This window comes from Pseudomonas sp. Arb-4-2C (genome assembly GCF_055755015.1).
Genome location: NZ_CM146899.1, coordinates 5,606,405 through 5,632,124, shown reverse-complemented (window position 1 = coordinate 5,632,124; position 25,720 = coordinate 5,606,405). Strand labels below are relative to the sequence as shown.

16 protein-coding genes are annotated in these 25,720 nt (G+C 53.7%); 13 read left to right on the top strand and 3 right to left on the bottom strand.

All coding sequences use genetic code 11. From position 1 onward, the window contains the following. Positions 1–4: 4 nt before the first annotated feature. From AC0J41_RS25640 to AC0J41_RS25630, 3 genes are all read left to right on the top strand, one after another. On the top strand, positions 5–1,102 hold the full coding sequence (locus AC0J41_RS25640; RefSeq protein WP_473013919.1) for a hypothetical protein: 1,098 nt from the start codon (positions 5–7) through the stop codon (positions 1,100–1,102). Positions 1,103–1,106: 4 nt separating this feature from the next. Next, the gene (locus AC0J41_RS25635) at positions 1,107–1,868 is read left to right on the top strand and encodes a hypothetical protein (protein WP_473013918.1); all 762 of its coding nucleotides are present in this window, start codon (positions 1,107–1,109) and stop codon (positions 1,866–1,868) included. A 117-nt stretch (positions 1,869–1,985) separates the two neighbouring features. Beyond that, the gene (locus AC0J41_RS25630; protein ID WP_473013917.1) at positions 1,986–2,786 is read left to right on the top strand and encodes a hypothetical protein; all 801 of its coding nucleotides are present in this window, start codon (positions 1,986–1,988) and stop codon (positions 2,784–2,786) included. Between the two features lie 120 nt (positions 2,787–2,906). Here the strand turns inward: AC0J41_RS25630 and AC0J41_RS25625 are convergent, their stop codons facing one another. The 3 genes from AC0J41_RS25625 to AC0J41_RS25615 all read right to left on the bottom strand — a co-directional run bounded on the left by AC0J41_RS25625 (position 2,907) and on the right by AC0J41_RS25615 (position 5,297). Next, positions 2,907–3,545, bottom strand: a complete 639-nt coding sequence (locus AC0J41_RS25625; RefSeq protein ID WP_473013916.1) for an antitoxin Xre/MbcA/ParS toxin-binding domain-containing protein — start codon at positions 3,543–3,545, stop codon at positions 2,907–2,909. A 143-nt stretch (positions 3,546–3,688) separates the two neighbouring features. Continuing rightward, positions 3,689–4,192, bottom strand: coding sequence for a DUF6957 family protein (locus AC0J41_RS25620; RefSeq protein ID WP_473013915.1), 504 nt, complete (start codon positions 4,190–4,192; stop codon positions 3,689–3,691). Between the two features lie 124 nt (positions 4,193–4,316). Then, entirely contained in the window at positions 4,317–5,297 is a 981-nt protein-coding gene (locus tag AC0J41_RS25615; RefSeq protein WP_473013914.1) for a toll/interleukin-1 receptor domain-containing protein, read from the bottom strand. A 777-nt stretch (positions 5,298–6,074) separates the two neighbouring features. On the opposite strand from AC0J41_RS25615, the gene AC0J41_RS25610 reads away from it, so the two are divergent. From AC0J41_RS25610 to AC0J41_RS25565, 10 genes are all read left to right on the top strand, one after another. Beyond that, entirely contained in the window at positions 6,075–6,917 is an 843-nt protein-coding gene (locus AC0J41_RS25610) for a hypothetical protein (RefSeq protein WP_473013913.1), read from the top strand. Then, positions 6,907–7,683: a hypothetical protein gene (locus AC0J41_RS25605; protein WP_473013912.1), complete on the top strand. Its 777-nt coding sequence runs from the start codon at positions 6,907–6,909 to the stop codon at positions 7,681–7,683. The genes AC0J41_RS25610 and AC0J41_RS25605 overlap by 11 nt, the downstream gene beginning before the upstream one ends. A gap of 253 nt (positions 7,684–7,936) precedes the next feature. Continuing rightward, positions 7,937–8,236 carry a hypothetical protein gene (locus AC0J41_RS25600; RefSeq protein ID WP_473013911.1) on the top strand — a complete coding sequence of 100 codons (300 nt, stop codon included), beginning with the start codon at positions 7,937–7,939 and terminating at the stop codon, positions 8,234–8,236. 833 nt (positions 8,237–9,069) lie between these two features. Continuing rightward, entirely contained in the window at positions 9,070–14,103 is a 5,034-nt protein-coding gene (locus tag AC0J41_RS25595) for an AAA domain-containing protein (RefSeq protein ID WP_473013910.1), read from the top strand. Then, positions 14,103–15,542: a hypothetical protein gene (locus AC0J41_RS25590; RefSeq protein WP_473013909.1), complete on the top strand. Its 1,440-nt coding sequence runs from the start codon at positions 14,103–14,105 to the stop codon at positions 15,540–15,542. Before AC0J41_RS25595 ends, AC0J41_RS25590 begins: the two co-directional genes overlap by 1 nt. A gap of 1,034 nt (positions 15,543–16,576) precedes the next feature. Continuing rightward, the gene (locus AC0J41_RS25585; RefSeq protein ID WP_007949952.1) at positions 16,577–17,092 is read left to right on the top strand and encodes an Hcp family type VI secretion system effector; all 516 of its coding nucleotides are present in this window, start codon (positions 16,577–16,579) and stop codon (positions 17,090–17,092) included. A gap of 126 nt (positions 17,093–17,218) precedes the next feature. Next, positions 17,219–20,104, top strand: coding sequence for a type VI secretion system Vgr family protein (locus tag AC0J41_RS25580; protein WP_473013908.1), 2,886 nt, complete (start codon positions 17,219–17,221; stop codon positions 20,102–20,104). Then, entirely contained in the window at positions 20,101–24,792 is a 4,692-nt protein-coding gene (locus AC0J41_RS25575) for an RHS repeat-associated core domain-containing protein (RefSeq protein WP_473013907.1), read from the top strand. Before AC0J41_RS25580 ends, AC0J41_RS25575 begins: the two co-directional genes overlap by 4 nt. 2 nt (positions 24,793–24,794) lie before the next feature. After that, positions 24,795–25,151 carry an immunity protein Imm33 domain-containing protein gene (locus AC0J41_RS25570; protein WP_473013906.1) on the top strand — a complete coding sequence of 119 codons (357 nt, stop codon included), beginning with the start codon at positions 24,795–24,797 and terminating at the stop codon, positions 25,149–25,151. Positions 25,152–25,429: 278 nt separating this feature from the next. Further along, positions 25,430–25,693 carry a PAAR domain-containing protein gene (locus AC0J41_RS25565; protein WP_420647507.1) on the top strand — a complete coding sequence of 88 codons (264 nt, stop codon included), beginning with the start codon at positions 25,430–25,432 and terminating at the stop codon, positions 25,691–25,693. Positions 25,694–25,720 lie beyond the last annotated feature (27 nt).

Genomic DNA, 25,720 nt, shown 5'->3' with positions numbered 1-25,720 from the left:
TTCTGTGTGTAAGGTATTGATAATTGAAGATGAGTTAGTTGCGATTGAAAAATTTCAGCTCTTATCTAAAGACAGTGAACTTACGTTCCTATCACCTGCAGATGTCGGACTGGTCGGGTGGGTGCCAAAGGAAAACGAGTCTGTCGAGGAACAGTTAGCCAAACTTCTGAAAGCCCAGATTGAGCAACATCAAATAGATTTGGTATTGCTGGACACCGATCTTTCTCGTGGTCGTTCATTACAGCCTCATTCCAGCTACAAAGCGGCGTTGCGTGAGCTGGGAATGCCGGTTTGTCGATATCAAAAAGGTGGTACCGAGCCACCCTTAGCGCGACTGCAGCAGTTGCAACGTACCGTTCGCGATGGTGCATCGGCGATCTGGATCCCAAAAGCTTTCGTGAGTGGCGATCGTATCAATGGACTTGTTCCACGTCTGATCGCGATTAGCAAAGGGTTTAAGGACATTCTTGCTGTACTGAAAGCAAAACCTGATCTACTGGACGATAAGCATCGGCATAGTCCTGCCGATGTCTTAGCAAGCGTGCTCGGAGATGCAGATCTTTCCTACGAATTTCTTGGATACGCTGCACAGAATCTTGTTTATTTTGCTAAGCCCGAGAAAGAAGTTCGGGATCAGGAAATATCAAAAGAGCAACGATACGCGACGCAGCTAGGTTATTGGCTGTACAACTATATTATTACTTTTCCCGGCCCAATTTTGACGGCGCCGGCGGCGGCCGCCTATCTCAACGTCCTCCCGGATGAACTGGGGGAGAGGGAAGATTTTTCTTCTTTAATGACCAGAGCTCATTATCGCGGCCCTTTTGACCAAGTGGAGCCGTACTTTTGGCGCACACGTCTTATAGCTCTGCTTGACGAATGCAATGGAGACTTGGCAACGCATGAGTTGATCACTGGTGCACCACTGCGACGGATAGATTCGGACAATGTCGGTGATCCATCCTTTGTCTGCATGATCACTGGGGCGGCCATCACTCAAGACCAGTCGGCGACAAGTCCAGATTGGGTGCCTTCGGGTGCGACCGAAGCAAAAATCAAAGAGGAAGTGTTGGACGAACTTGGTCCTTTAGCAGGAATCTGAAGTTATGCAAGGGTATGCACTATTCAAGCGGCATGTTTTAGAAATACAGAAAGCTGCTGACATCGTTATTGAGCGAGGCCTGCAAACAAAGGCGGTTTGGCCCGAGTTGATAATGGATGACGCAGGGGAGGAAGGGTCGAAGTTGCGATTCGCACAGCCGGCAATTATTTGGAACGCGCCCCTGAGAGGTTCGTCCAAGTCATCCAGCAAGCGAGCGATTGTAATGGATGGTAGTTTTTATTTTAAGAATGAAACCTTTGATAAAGGCGGCGCATCTTTAGAGGTTTATAGTGTCACGAACTCAGCCGGTCAGTGTACGCTTAAGTTGTTGGAGGCCATGCACTTCGATATCGAGCCTGACGCTGACCAATCTCCGTTTCATCCTATGTTTCATGTCCAGTTTGGTAAAAACAACCATTTGGACCTAGGAGCGCTAGAGGGGAAAATTGTTCGATTGGCAAGGGTAGAGCCGGGTCGGATAGTGATCGATAGAGATATCCATATGCCGACTCGAGATGTGCGCATTCCAACGCCTCAGATGGACTATCTGTCCATGCTAGTGATGGTGGTTGCTGATTATTTTTGTGGAAGCGACAGTTCCAACGAGGTGACTCTCGGGTTTAAGAAGCTTTTACAAACGGTGAAGAACCCAAAAAATGCCGCGCGAATGGGCAGGCAGTCACGTCGACTGGAGGAACGATGGGCTCCCCACGAGGGTAGTACACCGTTCGCGGCAGCCCATTGGTATCAGGAAAGTTGCTCGTAGTTGTTTGGTAATCGGTATCTAGAAGGGGGCGAATCGCGAGCTGATGCCTTCTTCTAACCCGTTTGATCTGTAGATCGTAGCGTAGCTGGTCTTAAACCTTTATTTGGGAAACGATCTATGGCTACCGGGCTTGAAGACCATGACAGAGAAGTAGAAAGGCGTCCCATTACCTTCTTTGACATTTGGAATCCTTGGCGAAGGTCGGTCATTGAGCAACATCGTTTCTACGTTGAGCAGGGGAAAACTAAGCTCTTGTCTCAATTCAAGAATATTGAGACAGAAGCGCATGAGGCCGCTGAGCGATGGCTAGAAAAACGCTGTGAACACTTTGACCCCGATCAAGATGACCCCGGAAGTTTCGAAGAAGACGCCTACCAGGAAGGCGTTGAATATCACAGGCTTCTGAGTGAGCTCCGTGATCAAACCAGGCTCAGCATCGTGGCCGGGATGTACCACTCCTGGGACAAGGAACTACGTCGATGGCTTGTGTCCGAGATTCAGCACTGGCACAGAGGTCCAAGCGTTACAGAGGCGCTATGGAAAGCAACATTTGAAGAGATTTTGGAGTTACTGGTGAGTTGTGGGCTTGCCCAGGCAGGCGCGGGGTATCTTCATAAGCTGAGCGCTTGTCGATATGTTGTAAACGTTTATAAGCACGGCGAAGGGAGTTCCTTGGAGAGACTTAAAGCCCTCCATCCAGAGTACTTGCGCGGGCTGTCTGTTGAACAAAATGATCTCGAGGCTCTTTTTATAGATCACACCAGTCTGTTGGTGACAGATCATCAGCTTGAGGACTTCTCCGGCGCGGTTATTGAATTCTGGCGTAAGATTCCAAAACGGATCAGCAGCAACACGCTTAACGTTCCGGCGTGGTTCGCAAAGGCGAGAGAGAAAGATCTCAAACTGCCAACGCGCTAAACCCCCACCGCCCCATTAAAACACCGAATTTCCTCCGTTCTGACTGGACGTAGCACGCCCGGCTAAAACGCGCCTGCGTCCGTTCAGTCAGATCACGCTTCAGCCCTTTGGCAAACGACATCAGAGCGACATCCCTTCCGTTGCTTGCACCAGAAATTCGTCGACCTGGCGGGACCCAACTGTAGTGGAGAGCATCTCGATGGGGCTTTTGCCTAAGAAGGCTTTCTTCGGTTTCGACAGCCAGCGCATGGCCTTGGCACCGTCGCCAAAAAAAGACTCAGATAAAGCGATAGTGTGCGCCAGACGAAATAGATGATCGCTCTGACTGGTCGTCAAACGCTCTCCAATGGCCAGCTTCATATTGAGTGTTGTGGTAGGGACTACAGCGTCCTGAGTTGCAGAGTCGATAAGTCCTGACTCTCGCATGGCCGCTAGGGTATTTGCCTCAAAGCCAGCAACGATCATTTCGTGGATTTGTTGAGTCGTTGCGTCAACGGGGATATTGAGCAAAACCTGCATGCGGTTTCGGTAGCGATCCTCGGCTTGCGCGCGTGTGGCGTGGTCGATTCCGAGAGGCTCGGATGAAAGGTCGCGGATTGGCGTCAGGATAATTGTGTCACCAGAGACGGTGATCGCCAGGTCATCCCCGATCACCAAGCCCATCTCCTCCAACAAGGCATCAGGTAGATCGACGATGATGTCGCCGCTGCCATCCTCGGTGGCCCTAGCCTGTACAAACCATTGTCTGTCGTTCTTCATATCATTCACCCGAAATGCCGTCAGCGAGTGTGCGTAACCCTATGCTCGCGCGAACTGTGCAGGCTGTCATGAAATAAAGGGGCCTTCGCATCTGAACAAACCTCGATTGCGATAGGTGATCCAATCGCCGTGCTCGCCCTCGTTCAACCGAGGCTCAGTAGATCATCCAGCGTAATTCTTTGTCGCGTGCCCGTGCCGAGCAAGACGTACAAGGTGTTTCGTGTGAAGAAGAACCCTGTGCGTTCGTGGCTCAGCTGGAAGCTGCTGCGCACCCAGTCACCTGGGTTAAAGCGCTCGCGACTATCGAACACTACGCTGCGCGCGTAGACCAATACCGGTTCTAACCCCATGGTGCGTACCGCGTCATACTCTGTACCGCACGGTTCGAGTTCGAGCAGCGTCCAGTCCCGCACCAAACAAAACGAACGCTGGCCAAAATGGCTTTCGACAAAGCTGATTGCTTCTTCTGCTGACAGGTCGCACCCGTTGATGATCTCACCTTGCCCGCTGAAGAGTTGCTGTAGCCTAGCGAGATCCATAGCGAATACCCTGATAGGAAAGCGTTTAAAGTCCGGGTCGTCAGGTGTTTGGAGCGACCGCTGTTGTTCGCCCAGATTGATGTTGAGCGCGTCTCCAGGCGAAGTCAAACGTGGTTTTTCGGGAGCTTCGTTGGAATCGACTGCGTATTTCGATTCCTACCTGGTCGCAGTAAGCCGGCTTTTTCAAGCCGTTCGGAAGAGCCCCGAACGGCTACTAGGTTAAGACATTAAACTACTTCGAATCGCTACCTTCATCCGCAGCGTTCAGTAATTTCTCCAGGGCTTGATAGCCCTCGTCGCGGCGCATTAGGAAACCCACGACATCTTCCGCGTCGAAACTGAACGCCTCCGTTTCCATGACCGTTCTGAAAAACGTGTTAGCCAGGACGATGCCGCCCTGGTTAAGCCAAGGCTCTACGATTCTGCTATCCAGTTGATCGAAGAATGTCGATAGAACGGCTGTCGCCAAGGGCCGCATATCAATGGAGGAGGAGGAAAGCTCCCAGTGCCAGCGTCCCTCAGTGGGACAAAACGTTGGGCTATCATCATTGAGCATGTAGTTCCAATTGCTGCTTTCCCACATCCACGGCATGGGCAGGAGCAGATATGGTGCTTGGCCTTCTCGGTAGACAGTAACTTCGTGAGTGTTACCGTTGCCCCATACCTCGACCGGTCGTTTTTGAAAGTATTTAAGGGCACGCTCGCGTAGCTTGAAAGCTGCCAGTCGAGCGTTGACGCCACTTTGTACTTGGGCGGCGGTCCTGCCTTCGGCCACTTCCATCACCGCTGTTCCAATATCAATGTTCAGTTCGTGCAATGGTTGCAGATTTAGGTAAAGACGTCCTATTAGTGGCTCCGGCAGCTTAGCGACGCACCCCGCTTCTAGGATAATCGGCACAATTCGAACTTCTGGATTATCGGCAATCTTGCTCAGCATTTTGAGCTCGCGGTGCAGTCCTGAACCTTCTATTTGGGCTGCATTGACATAGTCCTGGTCACATAAGCACAAGATTTGGATCGGTCGCTTGCACAGTGCCTTGGCGATGACTCCATCAATAGAGTCACCAAGTGCAATGCTGTCACGATCCCAAAATACGTCATGGCTCCAACTGATTTGGGTAAGGACCCTTTGGCGTACCCATTCCTTGTTCTCAAATCCATTGCCCCATGCGTAGGAAATGAAGATGTGGCCACGGTTTTCTACTTCAGTCATTTTCCAAATCTTCTGCGGAGAGAGCGACTTCGCCAGGTCGCTTTGCTGGATCGACGAGTTGCGATGCACTTTTCGATGAGAAAGACATTACCGAGAAATGATGAAGGCTCATAGCCATCATCTTGGGGATTCTGGGTCATAAAAAGACTTTGAGCCGCGTCAATCATGCCTTTCTGTCGAGTGAGGTAGAGAGCGCCTTCTCGGACGAGATGCACAAGGGCTACAAAGCGAGCAATGCTACTCACAACCATGAGATCTCCCGTGATGTAGGTGGATGACCGCGATAAAGAACGGACTCAGCTTTACGCAGAGATCCAAGCTCAGTTCCAATTGCAGCTGCGGGAAGAGGTGAGGCAGCGGGCGGCATTTGTAGTCGACGTTAAAGGCGTTCCAATCAAGGGGGCTGTGAGGATGCGCGAGGGTGATGTCATTCGACTGTTGTGTTAAAAATTTCATCAAAACTAGCGTTTACAGCTTGATAGCAAAACGCTAGCTTACGCATCATTGTGATTGCATTCGCATCTCGTACGTCTATCAGTTGGTCCAGTGAGGCGTTTATTTAAACTGTTATCATCGTGTTTTGAGTTGATGCCGTTGCATTGCGTCACACATGACCTAACCTGCTCGAATGAGCCTAAGCAGGCGAACCAACACGCAACAGGAAGCGTCATACGGGTTGGCGATTATCGCCAGGTGGTGAGAAGCACCACCCACATGGTCCACCGCAGCACATGCGCGGTTGAACGGAATCGGGACAAGAAGGTACGTAGAGGCTAAATGTCTAAATTGGAATCGAGGCTTGCCAAGCATATCCATCTCTCCGGAGGTCGGAATGCTATTGATCGCCTGCTTTTCGGATTTGAGTGGGAAGCGGGGTTGGATCAGGGCGTCATGGCCAACCTGTCAACCATCGTTCGCGATATCGCCGAGCTCCCCCGGTGCATCGAAATTAGGTCTGCTGAGAAAGAGATTGATAATCCTCAGTCTGATTTTGCTACGTTCAAAAAGTCTACAGATTTGACTCAAATCATTGCAGACGATGGGGAAGATGCTGATGCGGTCGATACGGCAAAAACCATTGAACTCAATATTCGTGAAAACGGATTCATGTTTCTGCTAAACGATGTAGCGCATTCCGACTGGGAAATTAGTCGTAATCGTGCACTTGAAACTTCTAAGGCGGCAGTTACTGAACTATTGAATACGGTTGCGCCGGAGTCAATAGGGCTTAAGGTTGTGACAAGTTTTAAGTTTGATCGCGAACTTCGCTTTGATGAGATTTTGAATAATCAGAGTGATTGGATACCGATGTCGATATTTAAGGGTGCTTCTTATTGGCGGTTTGAGCATTCATTTTATGAGCCGTTCGCTAATGGTACGGCGATTAAAACAACCTTTAACTTGTTGCACTCTCCAGTGAATAACGATAAAGACAAGCTTGTGATTAGCTGCTTGCACCGTTTGATTTTTGGTGATCCCTCACCGATTACTACTGAGCTACTTCGCAAGTCATATGATGATTTGTATAAGAAGAATAAAATGATCGTTGCCTCCCTCCTGAGCGAAGATGCTGGGGAGTTTTTCGGCTTAGTGCCAGAAGGTGACAGTTATGCATCCTAGTACTCAGGACTTTGTTGTCAATCAAGCTCTTCTCGTCCGCTTGGCAAAAGAGGACAATATTGAGCGTGATTGTTTTTACAGTCATTCGGAGTTGCAGCCGGTTGCAGCTTTTAAAGAGCGAGCTTTCAATACCCGACTTTTTCCATCTTTTCCATGCGTTGGAGGCGTCGGTTTTTCTGGTGGCTACCCGTGGGAAGCCGTGGCATTTCTGACTAAGGCAAGAAGTGTCTTGGATAACTGGCCATCTTTTCCTACAGAAGAGCCAAGTGTTCAAGTCATGTTGAAGATGGCTCGATTCAGCCATGAATCTGTTGTATCAAAAATTTCGGCTCTTCTTATTGATGCTCAGATAGTAGGGGCGCGTAGCTATCCCGACTATGGTAATGCTTTCGTACGTCTTGATGATTTTGAAAATGAAGAGCCTGATTGGGACGGGATGGGTGGTCAGCCTGCTGATGGCTGTACTGTGCAAGCGGTTAGGCTTTTATTGAATCAAGTTCGTGGGCTTTCTATTTCAAGGCCAAGTTTGACTTTGAGTAATAACGGCGCGGTTTCTGTGATATGGAAAGATGAATCGCGATTTGCTACTTTAAAATTCAAAGGCAGCGATCAATATTCAGCTATCGTCTTGGTGAACCGTAAACCGATTCTTGCCATGAACTGCTTGGTAAGCCAGTTACCTCAAGAACTACAAATTTTTCTGACTGAGAGTTTCAGGGAAGATGTCACAGCTCATTTGTCCGAATTGCCATACGGTCTTCGCTAGTTCGCTGGGAAGCCAAGCGGCAGCTGCTAAGCTTTCGAAGGTACTGACATGCACAGAGTGCAATGCAGAGACACATTCGACTACCGTTCACTCGCCAGGCGTCGTCCTTAACGATGAGATGGTTGCATCCTGCGCTTGTCATCCTTATCACGTGCTTGAAGACGGTACTCTCTCTCCTGACACCGTCGCTCATGCATACGCACAAGGGATGTCAGTTACTCGGTTGAGTAAGGTTGAGTCTGGGGAAGCTCACGTGATGAGCTTTTGTGCGACCAGCTTCACTGGTCGGGGCAAAGGTGCGCGCGGGAAGAAAAAAGCGGCGGGCATTGCGATTGTCAGGACTGGCGATGCCCGAGAAGTGTTCTATGACTGTGGTAGTCAAGCCTTCAAGGTGTATGACACTGCCAGCGAAACCATGAATTTTCATGCCGATATTTTCGCGACGAATTTCTTCGGCAATTCAGAAGAACTCTCGGTTGAAGATCAGGCAGCAAGGTTGGCCGCTCAAATGGCTTTGATCGATAGGATGGAGCTGAAGCTGCTGCCTACTTAAAAGGGCGTACTAGGCGACTTCTACTCCCTCGTTACGACGCATCGAGAAGCAAAAATGTCTTCCGTGTTGCTCGCCAACGATGATCGTTCTAAAGGTGAGCGTCCGGCGAACTCACCTTCTTGAGTCCAGTTTTAAGGACGATGGTAGCCACGAACTCAAGCGACGCATCGATCTTTAACCCTGGCCTATGCCTGTAGGTAATACGTTGCAACCAACCTCGCATACCTTAGCCTGATCGCACCAAGCGGTGCTTCCGCTATCTGCATCTATCTGAGATACGCTGCCACTGCGCAGCAGCGACTTTTGCGTCAGCAGATATCATATTTCTGCGAATCCTGCCGCCTTCAAACGGCCAATGGCCACCGATTTAACTTGGGACCTCCGCACCTTTCGTGCTAACGACCTATTTTTTGATCACGCAGGTCGGCAGTGCGGGTCAGGAACAATTGGTCGCGAGATCAATTGAGTAGTTGCATCGACCGGATCACTCATTGCATTCGACTTGACCAGTGCAAAGGATCTCCTCGACTAGCTCAACCCAAAGCAAGCGGTGGCGAAAGTTGTTCAAGAGCAGAGTCTGGCCGTAGAGCGGTTATCTGGCCCACCTAGCGATCGCTCAGCTCGCCTAAATGGGTGTCCGGTTTCATTAGACCACTACAAAGTGGATCGTGGCGCGTTTAGCCGTCGTCATCGGCATGGAAAACGGTGGGTTGGGCAGATCTCAAAAAGAGAATCCTAAATTGTTAAGTCGTCCGTTCTCTGATTTCAATACGCCGCTATTTACCTTAACGTATGGCAGATTGACTCCATTGTAAAAATGTTGCGGGGATCACATGGACGTACGCTATTGGGAAGGAGGTCTCCTTTCTTTTGAGATCGACGCTATCGACAAGATGGCCAAAGCATTCGGGCCCAAATCGCTTCCACCGGAACCTGGGTCAGGCTGCACGAAAGGGAAGTCGTTTGACGTTCTGAAACAATTGAAGAAGCCTGAGGCAGGCAATGGGGTATGGCCTTGGCGCGGCTATGCCGGCTTTCGTTTTGCGAATTCGCGGGGCTCAGATGGCGAGTTCGATCTTGTCATCGTCACCCATAGCCTCGTTCTTGTTGTGGAGCTTAAGCACTGGCGCGGTGAGATCACTAATCACGGAGGTAAATGGCATCAAGACGGGAAGGAAACAGAAGTCTCGCCGGTAGACAAAACCCGTCGGAAAACCTATGAGCTGAGGAAACGAATCAAGGGCCTAAAGTCTCAACTGCCTAATGGGAAAGAGCCCTGGATCGACTTCTGCATTGTGCTCACCGGAAAATGCACTCTGAATCTTCCTGAGGTCGAGATGCAGCATGTCATGCTGCTAAATGACTTTCTGGAAATGGCCGATCCTAAGTGCTTTAAAGACCGATTCAACGCGCGTTCGAATATCGGATTGAATGAGCATTTCGGCTTCTTCGATGACATCATCAATGAAGGCACGGTTAAGCCCAAAGAGCTTGTTGTCGATGACTACCGTGCGCAGTCTCAAGCGGTATTCTCACACCCTACAGAAGTCTACCGAGAGTACGACGCGGTCAATATCCATAACAAGGATGACCATGCGATGGTGCGGCTCTGGGACTTTTCGAAGCTCGATGACATCCGTGCTCGAACGGCTGAAGGACGGTACCGAATCCTCTCGCGCGAGAGGGATGTCATGGTCTACCTCCGCCTGCGCGATCAGGAGTTGATGCATCGTTGTGCTCGTCCTAAGCGTAATGCCAGCCCAGACAGTGTTACTGAGCAATATGCAGAATTGCTTGAAATGCCGGACGGGCATTACCGCCTAAACGAGTTCATCAACCGCTTTGTGGAGCGGATGACCGCGCTTGAGCGCGTCCAGCTTTTTAAAATCCTGCTGTCCCAATTTGCCGGACTGCACGGATTCAACATTGCTCACCGTGATTTGGGTGATCACAGTGTGTGGTTCTCTCCATCGTCATCGATCGCCCTTTCCAACTTCATCAGCGCCTATTACCAGCCTGTCGGTACTCTCGGCGATTTACGTACCTTGCTGAGCATCGGTGCTATCGCGCTCCCCGAAGACCAAGACACTGCCATGGAAGGCAGTACGCCATTTCGTCGTGATGTCTTCGCGCTCGGGCTGATGGGTTGGCATCTGCTTCAGGCCCGTCCAATGCCTCTGAAGCTCGATGTCGCCTACGTTGCAGGTGTTCAAGCTCAGGTTGAGACGGCAGAAGATTGGCCTGCCAAGGTGCTTGCACAAGCGTTGCGGAATGATCCAAAGCAGCGATTCGATCACGCCAGCGCATTTCAGCAGGCATTGAGCGAGTCCACGCCGGACAACTCTGCGAGTTTTGAGTTTGATAACCGGCGGCTGGACGTTTTTTCTACCGATCTACGGCTGAGCTCCGCTTACCGGGAGGACGATGATCCTATCGCCGACACGGCTGAGAAACTGATTTATCGATCCGGCCCCTTGGTCGTGAAATCATGGCCGTCGATTAATGCCCGGGACCCCAAGGATGGCCAAGGGCCGATGTTGATGGCTTTCTTTGAAGTCATGGAACAGCTGAAAGGCAGCGGTTTCGCCTTTTTGCCAAAAATTGAACACTTTGGTTACGATCGTAGCGGTAACCCATTTCTGGCTCAGGAGCATGTCGATGGTGAGCACTGGGATGAGCTGAAGGGGTTGTCGATTGAAACTCGTATTGTCGTCGCCCATGGACTCATCGAAGCAGTTGACGGGTTGCATGGTCAGCAATTGAACCACGGCGATCTGCATCCACACAACGTCAAAGTCAATGTCGGTCCCGCTCCCGAAAAGACCCAGGTCTACCTGCTCGACTGTCCGGATTTCTCGGCTTCAGGCGCGTCATCGGTCAATACCCGCTACAGCCCGGTATTGGAATACTGCACCCCAGCAGAGCGAGACAACTTTGCTGTAATGCGAATGGTCTTTGAGCTCCTGGACATGGATTGGGAAGTGCCTACGCAGAAGGATATTCCCGATCTGAGAGCGGCTGTCGCGCACGAGATGGACACGGAATCCGGCTTTCTGTCCCTAGAGCGCTTCAAGGATGCTCTAGACGCCGCTTTCACTCCTGCAAAAACGATTGAAACCGTTTCTATCGTCCTTCGAAACAGAAGTGGCGAGGCATTTGAGATTCTGCCTGACAACGGGAAAGTATCTGTTGTCGTGAAGCCCGACCAAAAAGCCCCCACCAAAGCCCTGGAGGTAACGTTCGCAGGTGTTGGCGGGCAGTTACTGACCGAGTTCAATCCCGCTACCAAGCAGTTTGTAAATGCGTTCAGGGCCGTTCAGGAGATGCGAGTTCCTGCCTATTTGGCGCGTCAGGCAAACCACTACATAGAGGCGCGGTTCAGTGTTTCGGGCGGTACCAGCGTCAATGTTTATGAGCTGACTAAGCTTCTGGTCAAAGACGAGGCATTTTTAAGCCTTGCCGCACAGGTACATGACGCCGAAGTGCGTAAGCAAGCGGCGATTGAGGTCGGTGAAAGCGTTGCGGACTCGATTACCGGTGAGGACGAGGACAACGGACTGGCCATAGATGAGGCGCAGCTAGAAACTGTGAAAGTGCGCAGTTTCCCAGTCAGTCAGATTTGGAAAACCATAACCTCTACTGAACTTGAGGCCCAGCCCTCTTTCCGTGTTTCCGAAGAGCCACACTTCCATAAGGATGGCGTAGGACTTTTGATTCCCTACGCCATGAATGCAAAGGCCCTTGAGGGTTTTGAGGCGGGAGACAACATCCGGCTGATCCTCAGAGACGGGGAGAAGGATATTGATATCGGTGAGATCAACCTGGGCATGAGCGTGCGTGATGCAGTCTACGTGCTTGCCTCCAATCGTTCGAAGCGCGTGCAGGCTGGCTCTCAATTGTTCCTCCAAAGTCGGCAAAACAAGACATCAATGACGCGTCGTCGTGGTGCGATGGAACGGATTTTGAACCGGCAGTCAGTGCTGCCAGATTTGATGGATTACTTCGACGAAAAATGCAAGTTGGCACCACGGGCGTATGCTGAAAAGCCCACCGATGCGGACTTTGCAGTGTACGAGCGCACCACTGCTAGCGGAACGGTCATCGGGCTGAATGAGGCGCAGCGCGCCGCATTTACGCAGCTTATCACTACGGGCCCGGTGGGCCTTTTGCAGGGACCTCCGGGGACAGGTAAGACAGAGTTTATCGCGGCCTTCATCCATTATCTGATCAGCAAGGTCGGGGTGCGAAATATCCTCCTTGTCAGCCAGTCTCATGAAGCTGTCAATACTGCAGCAGAACGGATCCGCGCGCACTGCCGTCGGCTGGACACCGAGCTGAACGTTGTGCGCTTCAGTAACCGTGACCAGGTTGTCTCTGAGGAGCTACTGGACGTTTATTCTCGCAATATCGTCGACCGCCAGAGAAATGGGTTTAGCGCTGAACTTAAGGAACGCGTGGGTTTCATGGCTTCGTCGCTGGGTTTGAGTAAGGATTTTGTTCAGACGATGGTCGATGTGAATCAGCGAGTGTTTCACTTGGTTCGATCGCTGAAAAAACTGGACGAGGAAATTTTGCGCGCTCAGGGAGACGGAGCAGAACGAGTGGCCTTGCAAGCGCTGAAGTCCTCTCTGATGGGCGAGCTGAATCTAAATGCCAGCTTGTTTCTTGGCGAACTGGGTGAGGTCGAAAGCAGACCCCAAGAATTGTTGAAGCGCATCTATGATCACGTCCAAACGGTTCATGGAGTTCGGCCTCCGGAATTCAAGCACTGCCTTGACCTGATCCAGCTTTCTCATGAGTACGTTGAGCGCCTGTCGAGCAACAGGGCCAATTATGATGAGTTCCTAATGCGGTCCAGGACATTGGTTTGCGGCACCTGCGTGGGTATCGGGCTGCAACATCTCAAGCTTGCAGAAACCCATTTTGATTGGGTCATCATCGACGAGGCTGCTCGATCGGCGCCGAGTGAATTAGCGATCGCCATGCAGGTGGGCTCTCGGGTTCTGCTGGTCGGCGACCACAACCAACTGCGTCCTACCTATGAGGAAGAACATAAGGCAGCCATTGCTCGTTCCCTGGGCGTTACCACGAGCTCAGCTGAATTCCAGCAGGTCATGCGCAGCGACTTTGAGCGAGTGTTCCAATCGCAGTATGGGCGCGCCACTCGGGCGACGCTCAATACGCAATATCGAATGCTCCCAGCGATTGGCGATCTGGTTAACGAGATCTTCTATGACATCGACCTTGAGAACGGTTACAGACCAAGTCCCAACTATTTTTCACAAAAGGTTCCTGAGTGCTTGTCCCATGTGGTCACTTGGATCGACACCAGCGAGTTAGGCAAAAAAGCCTACGACAGCGGCACGCTGAGCCTGTCTAACAATGCTGAAGCGGATGCGATCATACGGCTGTTGGAAGAAATCGCAGAGGACACCGAATTTTGCGCGGGCATGGCTATGGAGATGGCCGAGTCGCAAGAGCCTCCAATCGGGGTCATCTGCATGTATCTCGATCAGCGAAAACTAGTGAGAAAGAGATTTGCCGAGAAAGTTTGGTCGGAGGAGTTCCGCAAGCTGGTAAAAATCGAGACCGTCGATAGTTATCAGGGTAAAGAAAACAACATCATCATCGTCTCCCTGACTAGGGCTAAACCGGATCAATCACCTGGCTTTTTGGCGACCCCGAATCGTATCAACGTCGCGATGTCACGCGCGATGGAGCGGTTGGTCATCGTAGGCAGTTTGAAAATGTGGAGCGGCAGGAACGCGAGGCTTCCATTGGGTCAGGTAGCCAGCTTTATCCAGACGAAACAGGACACGATCAACTACTGCATCAAACCGGTGACGCCGGCCAGGAGGGTTGTCTGATGGAGCTTAATCCAGTTGTTCTATTCGAGCTGGACGTCGTTGTGCCTGCGCAACAGTTTCGTATTGAGTACACCCTTGTGGACAAAGGGGGGCTGCCAGTCGTACCGGAATTTCTTCTGCGGCTGCTCAAGATTTCGGCGTTGCTACCAGCTGAAATCGCCAATTATTTCGGGTTTACGGCTCAAGAGCTCAGTTTTGCAATCACACCGTTTCTACAAACGGGGGAGCTTAAAACGCGTCCTGATGGACGAATAGAGCTGACCGATAAAGGCCGTGGCTTGTTTGCCAGCAACCATGAGTCACCGATTGTGAAGCGCAAGGAAGAGCGCGAGCAGATGTTCGTGTTTGAGCTCCTGTCGTTTACTTGCCTTGGAAAAAGCCTTGGAGATGCCGACTCCAAACGTTGCCTGGAATTGCAGGCGCCAAGCGATACGCTTTCCGAGTCTGGAGCGAAGGCCGTCGGTGCGTTCATGCGTCAGATTTACGACATATATCGCGCTGGTCACCTAGGCGGGCAGGCGCAGGATGCATTGCCGCCGGAGCTCTACAAGGTCGCAGGCGTTCAAAAAGTAAGGGATGGCTGGGAGAAGATAGAAGAGCGTGTAAGCATCGATGCCGACTCTCGGCAGATACGCTTTGTCGCGAAGGAAGGCCTGCGCGAAAACGAGATCTATATGCGTCAGCGTACGGAGCAGTTGAGCCGCATGCTAGGTAGAGGAAACCTCAATCAGGTTCTTCAGCTCGCCGACATCTTGGGAGATTCAGAAGCCTACGACTTTTTGTCTTCAAATGGGCTGGACCTTTCTGCTCTGTACAACAGCGCGAGTGCCGTTGCACAGGTTAGAGAGTCTTCCGGGCTGCGACTTTTTGGATCGCTTCAGCTACAGCAAAACTGGGATAGAGTTTTTTCGGTGCTGCGCAAACATCAGAAAGCGCTTCAGGGTGAACCGCAAGCAGCCCCGATTAGCCTGTCCTGGCTGGCTCCGGCCTCTCACGAACTCTGGGGCCGCTCGGCTAGGCATGCCCAGATTTGCAGTGCATTTTCTGAGCTCTCAAAAACAAAAAGCAAGGGAGTCGGGAGTGATGGTAAACCGGTTTTCGACGCTAAGATTTTGATCCCTGTTTCTGCCAGCGATGATTGGCCGGCGATTAAGCGCGCAAAAGGCGACTGCAACAATGCCAGGCAGCTTCTGTGCGGTTTTGTTGAGTCAGAGCAACTGGCTCCGCTTGAGGCGATGGTCATTCACGGAAAATGCGCGGTTGTGATTTACCACTTGGTTTTGCCGACGTTGTCTCCGGTGCCTATCCCATTCGGATTTATCACGGAGGATGCCGCCAAGATCCTTAATGTGGAAAACCTGATAAACCGCACGGTGAGCGAGTATGTCACAGGTAATACGCAGCGTTACCTCGGTAGATTCGAGCGCCCCGCCGCCTGAGCACAGAGACTGGGAACGATTGCAGCGATGGGGTAAAGGCGTCGAGCTTTCGACCTGAAGGACGGCTGTTTTGGCATACCCCGGGATAACGCGAACACTTCGGCAGCCCCTTAGCCGCGATGGCTTTGGGGCAGCTTGACTCAACAGATTCAGATTTATCCGGCCACCGATGCAACAACCCATTCATCTACACTTCCGAGGTCTGCCTCGATAGGTAACCATGCTTGAGTTTGCTACGCTCACTGGCACCGCGCGCTAGCTAACTAGGGCATGCCCTAGAGCGAAATGCCTAGGGCTTGGAATTGTGCGGCGGCTTACCGCATTCTGTCGCTCGGGGGGATGGTGAGTGGACGGGCCTCGCTGCGCCATCTTGATAATCGTAACCCGAACCGTTCAGATATGGTCAGGCGGACTCAAGGTTAACTTTCATCAATGGTCTTAGCATGAGGGTGCCAGATGAGCATCGACAAAGCGACCGAATTGGTTACTACCCGTAGCGAAGAAAACACGAATCTTCGACTTCGAGTCGGATGGACGCCTCTGCTCGTGGCTGACCGTCAGGAAGGCGCCTGCCAATGGCTACTTGTTGGCGCTGACGGCGATTGACCCAGTTCCCGAAGATGTCCCTGATCCAGTTGGACCCACTGAAACACATTGCCTAAGCAGGGGCTATGCCGATTTGGAGGTGTAGCATTCTTGCGTCGGTAAATGTTTCAATTCGGCATAGCCTTCAACAAACCAGTGCGCAAGAAGTTGCGCAGTTGTCCGTAATAAAAACTCGATAAAAACCGCTACAGGCCTTGCCGGTCAAGGCTTCCAGCCAAGTGCGCAAGAAGTTGCGCAGTATTGCGCAACTTCTTGCGCACTTTTCGACGAATTCAGTGGGAATTTTCTCCGTATCTGCGAAGAAAACGAACTAAACCCCCGGTTTATAAGGGTTTGAAAAAGTTGGCATATTAATTGATGGCAACTGGCCGCCTCTTGGGTGATATCACCTATCGGCGCACCCCACGATTCAGCAAGGAGAGCATCCCATGGCAACACCAGCGTACATGTCGGTTACCGGCGAAAAACAAGGCCTGATCACTGCCGGCGCCTTCACCGCCGACTCCGTTGGCAACACCTACCAGGAAGGTCACGAAGACCAGGTGATGGTTCAGGCTTTCACCCACGACGTGATCATCCCGCGTGACCCGCAATCCGGTCAGCCAACCGGTCAGCGCGTTCACAAGCCAGTTGTGATCACCAAGGTCTACGACAAGGCTTCGCCTCTGCTGCAAGCGGCTCTGACCTCCGGCGAGCGCATGAGCGAAATCGTTATCCAGTGGTACCGCACTTCGGCTCAAGGTACCCAAGAGCACTACTACACCACCAAACTGGAAGACGCGATCATCGTCGCCATCAACAACAAAATGCACAACTGCCAGGATCCAGGCAACGCGCACTTCACTCACCTGGAAGAAGTGCAGTTCACCTACCGCAAAATCACCTGGACCCACGAAGTATCCGGTACTTCGGGTTCCGATGACTGGCGTGCTCCAGTCGTTTAATCGCGACTAATTGTTGTAACGCCTCGGCCGGTTTCGCCGGTCGGGGCGGATTCACTTTTAAAGAATCTTTGCCAATAGCCCCACAGCGGGCTGTTGCGCGTCGCAGCACTGCGCGAGGAACAAGGGATGTTCTCACCGGCCAACCAGCCTCATTTCAATCTGACCGTCGATGGCATCGACAGCGACTTCCAGGTGCTGTCGTTCACCGGTCGTGAGGCCCTTAACACGCCGTTCGAATTCGAGCTGGAACTGGTCAGCGAAAAGGCTTCGATCAACCTCGAAAGCGTGCTGCACAAACTGGCGTTTCTTCAGCTGTCGCCGAGCGGTACCGGCATCCACGGGCTGGTCTACAGCATCGCCCAGGGCGAGGCGGGCAAGCGCCTGACGCGCTACAAGATCTCCCTGCGCCCGCAACTGGCGTACCTCGCGCACCGGGTCAATCAGCGCATTTTCCAGCAGATGACCGTGCAGCAGATCATCAGCCAGGTTCTGGAAGAACACGGCATCCTTGCCAGCGATTACCACTTCCAGCTCAGCGCGATTTATCCCGAGCGCATTTACTGCGTGCAGTACGACGAGTCGGACCTCGATTTCATCCAGCGCCTGTGCGAAGAGGAGGGGATTCACTACCACTTCCAGCACACCGCCAGCGGTCACAAACTGACCTTTGGTGATGACCAGACGGTGTTCCCGAAACTGGCGCCAGTGGCCTATCAGCAGGACTCCGGACTGGTTGCCGACAAACCGGTGGTCAAGCGTTTCGGCCTGCGTCTGGCCACCCGTACCAGCCGCACCACGCGGCGCGATTACGACTTCGTCAAACCGAAGATCGAGCTGGAAAGCGACGCCAAAAGCAGCGCGCAACCGGACCTCGAAGACTACGATTACCCGGGCCGTTTCGTTGATCGTGAGCGTGGCAAACACCTGGCCAATCGCGCGCTGGAACGCCATCGCAGCGACTATCGTCTGGCCGAAGGCAACAGCGATCAGCCGATCCTGGTCAGCGGGCATTTCCTCGCCCTGACCGACCACGCCAACCCGACGTGGAATGACTTGTGGCTGCTCACCGAAATTCTGCACGAAGGTAAACAACCGCAGGTGCTGGAAGAGTCGGTCACCAGCGACACCACCGACAACAAAGACGATTTCCACCAAGGCTACCGCAACCGCTTTAGCGCGATTCCGTGGGACGTGCCGTACCGTCCGCCGCTCGATCACCCGAAACCGAAAGTCCTCGGCACCCAGAGCGCCGTGGTCTGCGGCCCTGAAGGCGAAGAGATCTACTGCGACCAGTATGGCCGGGTGAAGGTGCAGTTCTTCTGGGACCGCGAAGGCAAGCACGACGACATGACCAGTTGCTGGATGCGCGTTGCATCGAGCTGGGCAGCCGAGACCTTTGGCTCGATCAACATTCCGCGGGTCGGCATGGAGGTGTTGATCACCTTCCTGGAAGGTGATCCCGATCAGCCGCTGATCACCGGTTGCCTGTACCACGGCGCCAATCTGCCGCCGTACAAGCTGCCAGATTTCAAAACCCTGGCCACGGTCAAGAGCAAGGAATACAAGGGCAGCCGCGCCAACGAACTGCGCATCGACGACACCACCAGCGAGATCAGCATCGCGCTGCGCAGTGATCATGGTGCGAGTGCGATCAACCTCGGCTACCTGACCCATCCGCGCCCTTCAGGTGGGCAGCCGCGAGGAGAGGGTTTTGAGTTAAGAACTGACCGCCACGGTGCGGTGCGTGCCGGTGCCGGTCTGCTCATCACCACCGAGCCGCGCCCGAACGAATCCAAGCACCACAAGGATTTACCGGAGACCGCTGAACGCCTCGCGACGGCCAGCGATCAGCAAGACGGTTTTGCGGTGCAGGCCAAAGAGCTTCAGGCTCAGGATGCGGGTGATCAGGACGACGTCGCCAAAGCGCTGCACGCCCAGCATCAAGGCGTGCTCGGCAGTGGTCCTGCGAACATGACCGCCAACGAATTTCCGGAATTCACTGAGCCGCATCTGGTGCTCGCCAGCCCGGCCGGTATCGCCCTGACCACACCGCGCTCCAGCCACATCGCCACCGGCGAACACCTGGCGTTGAGCAGTACCGGTCACACAAGTTTCTCCATCGGCAAACGCCTGCTGGCCAGTGCCAGCCGTGGCATGCGCCTGTTCGTGCAAAGCATGGGTTGGCGTCTGGTCGCAGCCTCCGGCGATATCGACGTGCGAGCGCTGAAGGACAGCATCAACCTGCTGGCCAAACTCAACATCACCGCTAACGCCGACCGCATCACCATCACCGCCAAAACCGAACTGGTGATCCAGGGCGGCGGCAGCGCCACCACCTACAACGCCGGCGGCATCACCCACGCCACCAGCGGCCCCTACACCGCGCACGCGGCGAACTTCGCCTACACCGGGGCGAAAAGTCTGGCCGGGGTATTCCCGGAACCGCCGAAACCGGGCAAAGGCGCGCTGGAACTGTTCAACCAGTACGCCGGGCGTCAGGGCATCAAGGAAGGCGATTACGAAGTCATCGATGCGCTGGGCAAAAGCATCAAGGGCAAGCTCGACGCCAAGGGTTTCGCCAGCGTCGCGGGCGCCGCCCCAGGCCCGGCGCGGGTGCTGTTCGGCAAGGACCCGGCGGACACCTGGAGCGATGGCAGTTACATCGGCAAGCCGGAGTGGCCATTGAATCCACCGGGGGCCGAGGACGTGCCGAGTCAGGTGCAAGCCATGGTCGCGCAGGTCTTGCCTAGCAAGAGTTGGGACATGTTGGAGAAGGGCAAGGACATGGCGCAAACAGGGATGAGTGCGATGCAAACGGCGCAGCAGATGAAAGGTGTGGTGCAGGGCGGGGTGGTCGGGTTGCCGAAACTGGCGAGTGCGGCGTTGCCGAGTGCTTCGGGGCTTCTAGGGGCGGCGAGCAAGGCGGGCAAATTGCCGAGCCTGCCTGCACCGAGTCTGCCAAAACCTTCCTTGAAAACCCCGGGCCTGCTGGCGGGTGAGATGCTGTCATGACCACTGAAAATGCTGTTGTAAAACGTGAACCTCAAGTTGCCATCGTTCCCCTGAATGCCATCGACATTCAGGATGTTGCCAGCGGTGCGGCAACCTTCGACGCCTGGCTTCAATCCGCCAGTGGCGGTGTGGTCACTCTTGATCGGATCAAGAACGTCGCCGGCGCCTTACCCGTGGTGGGCAACATCATGGCGCTGGTCGATGCGCTGGGTGACATCGTCACCCTGTCGAACGCCAAGCAGCGCGACTTGCTCGCGTGGGCCAGCCTTGGCATCAACCTGATCGGCGTATTGCCTTTACCACCGGCAATGGCAGCGGCGCGCATGACACTGCGCCCGACACTGTTTCTGGTGCGTCAGGAGATGAGGGCCAGCAGCAAGTTGTTGCTCAGCACTTCCGTGATCGAGGTGCTGGTTGGTCACCTGAACGCCTCGATTATCGGCACACTGGATGATTTTGTTGAACAGGCCAAAGGCAAGTTGCCCGGTATTTTGGCGGACGCTGGCAAGCTCGGCGAAGAAGTCGTTAACGAAATTGCCAAAGGCATCGAAGCGGTGGCGTTTGGCAATCTGGATGCCAAAGGTGATCTGAATGCAGCCAGCATCCAGGCAAGCGCTGCGGCCGACCAATTCAAGAATGATCCGCTGGCGTCTTTCAGCAATATTTTTGGGGCTGCCAACAGTGCGCTGAAGTCAGCAGGCAAAGGCCTGGCCAACAGCGTGGCGCAAAATCTTGTTCCTGATGACCTCAAAAAAAACGTTTCCGCCGAAACCAAAAAACTGCGGGCGATGGGCCCGGAACTACGCACCCAATTGAGCAAGCTGGACGACGAGTCCGTTCAGAACTCCATCGGTTGGTTGCTGCTGATCCTTTCCGGCGCCGTGACATTGTGGCGCAAGCGCAATGCCCATGGCCAGAACGCCGCCGTCCACCCGGAGAAGACCGGACAGGCGAAGCGTACGGCATCTGAGGGACAGTTGGCCGCCCACGGCCAACAGGCACCGGCGAAAGGCGCGCCCAATCCAAAGAAAGGCCCCTGTGAATGCGCCACGCCATACAGCATCAATTTCGCCATAGGCTCTGAAAGCCTCAGCCATACCGATTTCAGCCTGCCCGGCCCCTTCCCGATCGAATGGACACGCACCTACAACTCACGCCTCGACGCCTTCGATCAGAGCGAACTCGGCGCTCGCTGGATCAGCGAATTCACCACGCGCTTCGACTGCGTGGACGATGGCCTGACGTTCTGCGACGCTGACGGCCGCGACCACAGCTACCCGCTGCCAAAGGTCGGCCTGTTCCACTACGACGCCATCGAAAACATCACACTGGTTCGCAGTGGCGAAGACCAGTTGCTGTTGTGCCGTGGCTTCGAACGCAAGGAAACCTACGTCCGCCGTGGCCAGCGCTTTGTGCTGAGCAATATTTCGCTGCGTAACGGCGCCGGGGTCATGCTGCATTACGAGCATCGTCACGGCGAACACTCGGTGCTCTCCGACCTGATCACCTACCAGGAAAACGACATCAGCAAGGTGCACCTGCACCTCGGCACGATGATCGACGATCACGGCCGGTTTATCGGCCTCTGGCAGATCGTTGACGGCGAGCCGTTGCGACAACTTTGTGCGTACCAATACGACGCCTATGGCGACCTGATTCAGGCGCAGGACGAGAACGGCGCAGTCTGGTCGTATCAGTTCCAGCATCACCTGATCACCCGCTACACCGACCGCACCGGGCGCGGCATGAACCTGCAGTGGGACGGTTCAAGCGCCAAGGCCAAAGCCGTGCGCGAATGGGCCGATGACGGGAGCTTCGACACGCGTCTGGAGTGGGACGAAAACATCCGTCTGACCTACGTCACCGACGCGCTTGGCAACGAGACCTGGCACTACTACGACATCCTTGGCTACACCTACCGCATCCGTTACGCCGACGAGCGTTCGGAATGGTTCTTCCGCGACGACGCCAAGAACATCGTGCGCCGCGTGAATGCCGATGGCAGCACCGATCGTTACAGTTACGATGAGCGCAGCAACCTGCTCGAGCACATCCGCGCCGATCACACGGTGATGCATTACGCCTACGATGATCAGGATCTGCTGATCAAGATCAGCGATGCCGAGGGCGGTCAGTGGCAACACGCTTATGATGATCAGGGCAATCTGGTCGAAGCGCTCGATCCGCTCGGCAACAAAACCGAATACGCCTACAACAAGGCCGGCCAGACCACGGCGATCAAGGATGCCAACGGCAACGAAAAAACACTCGACTACAACGACGCCGGGCAACTGGTCGAGTACGTCGATTGCTCGGGCAAGACCAGCACCTGGGAATACAACGAACTGGGGCAGATGATCTGCTTCACCGACGCGGCCGGGAGCGCCACCGAATTCGAATACAAGGCTGGCCAACTGGTGCTGATTAAGCACCCGGACAAGACCGAGGAACGCTTTGAGCGAGACGCTGAAGGTCGATTGTTGGCGCATGTCGACGGTCTCGATCGTTGCACCACGTGGAGCTATAGCGCTGCCGGTTTGATCACCGAACGTGTCGATGCCGCCGAGCAGACCCTGCACTATCGCTGGGACCGTCTCGGACGGCTAACGGCACTGGAAAACGAAAACGAACAACGCGCCCACTTCCACTACGACCCGGTCGGTCGTCTGCTCGAAGAGCGCGGCTTCGATGGGCGCAGCACACGTTATCAATACGACCCGCTCACCGGTCGCCTCGCCCAATCAGTCAATGGCAAACGCGTCATTTCGTTGAGCTTCGACCCGATGGGTCGTTTGACTGAACGTCGCGCCACCCTGGGCGACCAGTCGCAAAGCGAAACCTTTGCCTACGATGGTAACGGCAACTTGGTGCTGGCCAATAACGCCGACAGCCGCCTGCAATGGTTCCACGACCCGGCCGGCAATCTGCTGCGCGAACACCAACATTACCTCGGACTGGAAAAACCCACCGTCGCGATCTGGCAGCACGAGTACGACGTGCTCAACCAGCGAGTTGCCACCGTTCGCCCCGACGGCCACCGCGTCAGTTGGCTGACGTACGGCAGCGGTCACCTGCTCGGCCTGCGCCTGGATGAACACGAACTGATCGGCTATGAGCGTGACGACCTGCACCGAGAAGTCGCTCGCCATCAAGGCAACCACCTGCTGCAAACCCAAAGCTGGGATCCGGTCGGTCGCTTGCAGGAGCAATTGCTGGGACGCAGCGACGACAAATCCACGCTGCTCAAACGCGAATACACATACGACGCTGTAGGCCAACTGACGGACATCAACGACAGCCGCCGCGGGCCAATCGCCTATCGCTACGATCCTGTCGGTCGTCTGCTTAGCGCCGTAACGCGTCAAGGCGTGGAAACTTTTGCCTTCGACCCAGCCGGCAACCTGCTCGACGACAAAGCGACAGAGATTCGCCGACCACTGGATCTGACCCCACCGCGCAGCAAATTGGTCGACAACCTACTGCGCGAATACGTCGGCACGCATTACGACTACGACGAACGCGGCAACCAGATTCAGCGCTGGAACAACGGCCAGCGCAGCGATCTACGTTGGGACCTGTTTGATCGACTGGTGCATTTCGAGGACACGCGCCTGAGCGTGGATTTCGCCTACGACGCACTGGGGCGCCGCCTGCACAAAAACTCCCGCGCGCACTATAAACAGCGCCCGGAAGCAGGCTCTCTCTGGAACAGAAACGAACACGCTCGCAAACAGCGAGAACTCGGCTGCGGCTTCACCTTGTACGGTTGGGATGGTGACAATCTAGCCTGGGAAAGCAGTCCAGCGCAGAGCGATGGCGAACCGAGTCGCACGGTGCACTACGTCTTCGAACCGGGGACTTTTGTTCCTGTTGCGCAGGCTGTACGGCATGCACCGATCAATCTGATCGGACTGCCGGATTACAGCGGTGAATACAGCTTCGATGAAGACCCGGTGTGGAATCACAAGGCAACGGCGTTACCGTTTGATGCGTTGGCCTGGTACCAATGTGATCACCTCGGTACGCCGCAGGAACTGACAGATTCCCAAGGCAACCTGGCCTGGACCGCGCAATACAAGGCGTGGGGGCAGGTGACGGAGCATCGCTCGGAATGGGCGAGGCAGCATGGTGTGATGAACCCGATCAGGTTCCAAGGGCAATATCACGATCATGAGACAGGGCTGCATTACAACCGTCATCGCTATTATGATCCAACTGTTGGCCGCTATATCAGTACAGATCCTATCGGTTATGCAGGTGGCCTGAACGGATATACCTATGCTCCTAACCCAACAGGCTGGGTTGACCCCCTCGGACTCACAAGTACAATCGATGGAACCGGGAAGAAAGTACCTCTTAGTGATCTAGGAGTTCCTGATGGGAAGCTTTTTGATCCAAAGCCCGATATAACCACAGCTTATAAGCGAGCTCCGGATTGTGGTCCTACTAGAGGGCAAACAGCGGAGATGCAGGGCCTTAGCTGCGTCAGGTGCGGAAAGAAAGCTCCTAAAATGGTCGCGGATCATAAAGATGCGCTTGTAGTAGAATATTATCGAACGGGTACTAATGATGTTGGGGCTCAAACATCATTGGAAGCAGTACAGCCCCATTGCCCTACCTGCTCTCGTCAGCAGGGGGGACACGCTTCGGCATTTTCAAAATGTATGAAAAGTAAACTAGGAATTTAGCTATGAAGCAGGCCGATCTGATCACTCCTGATGAATCTCAAAGACAGGTGTGTGCTAAGTATGGATTACCCTTACACGCCCCTGAGGAAATGGTCGCTATTGCCTTGGATACTCTGCATAAGTCTCCAATTTACGGGACTAGGGTCAAACTACCTGAGGGGGGTACGATCAGTTGGTTTATTCACTGTGGAGAACATTCGCCTGTTAGTGGTTTTTACCAAGCGCTTCACACCGGCCATTTAATGGAGGAGCTTCCGGAGGTAGTGAAATATCTTTTCCTACCTGAAGGTGCGAAATTCATTATCGACAGAGAGGGTTACGAGGATGTCTGGATGGCTGAGCTGGATCCAGCAGAATGAGTGAATTCTCTTAACTCTCCCCGGAAAAAATTATACTTTTCAGGGTTTATTTAAATATGATTTGGTCCTTGAGATTTGCCTAAAGACCATACGAGAGTTGTGTTCCATTAGCTGGAGTCTTTGGAGCTGAGACCGTAGGAGCATAAGTGCGCAATAAACCGGGCACATACTATTTCACGTCGAGTAGCGCGGCTTGGGTACAAGCACAGTAAATAATTGTAATGATCTCTTGCGAGCGTTTCATTTATGGCGATCACTTCTAATCAAGGATATGCAAGGTGAAAGACGTCATTCGCTTGGGCGACTCCACCAGCCATGGTGGAGTGGTGCTCGAAGCATTTCCCCAGACTGATCTCAATGGGAAACCGATTTCGGGTGTCGGCCACAAGGTCAGTTGTCCACTTTGCAAAGGTATTTTTCCTATCGCAGAAGGTAGTAGTACCTATTCAGTTGGCGGCACTCCAATTGCACTGCACGGTATGAAAACCGCTTGTGGTGCTAGCTTGATTGCAAGCGGTCCTAAGGGAGCAGTTATTAGTTGATTCCTGAAGTGCGCCGCAAGTCGAATG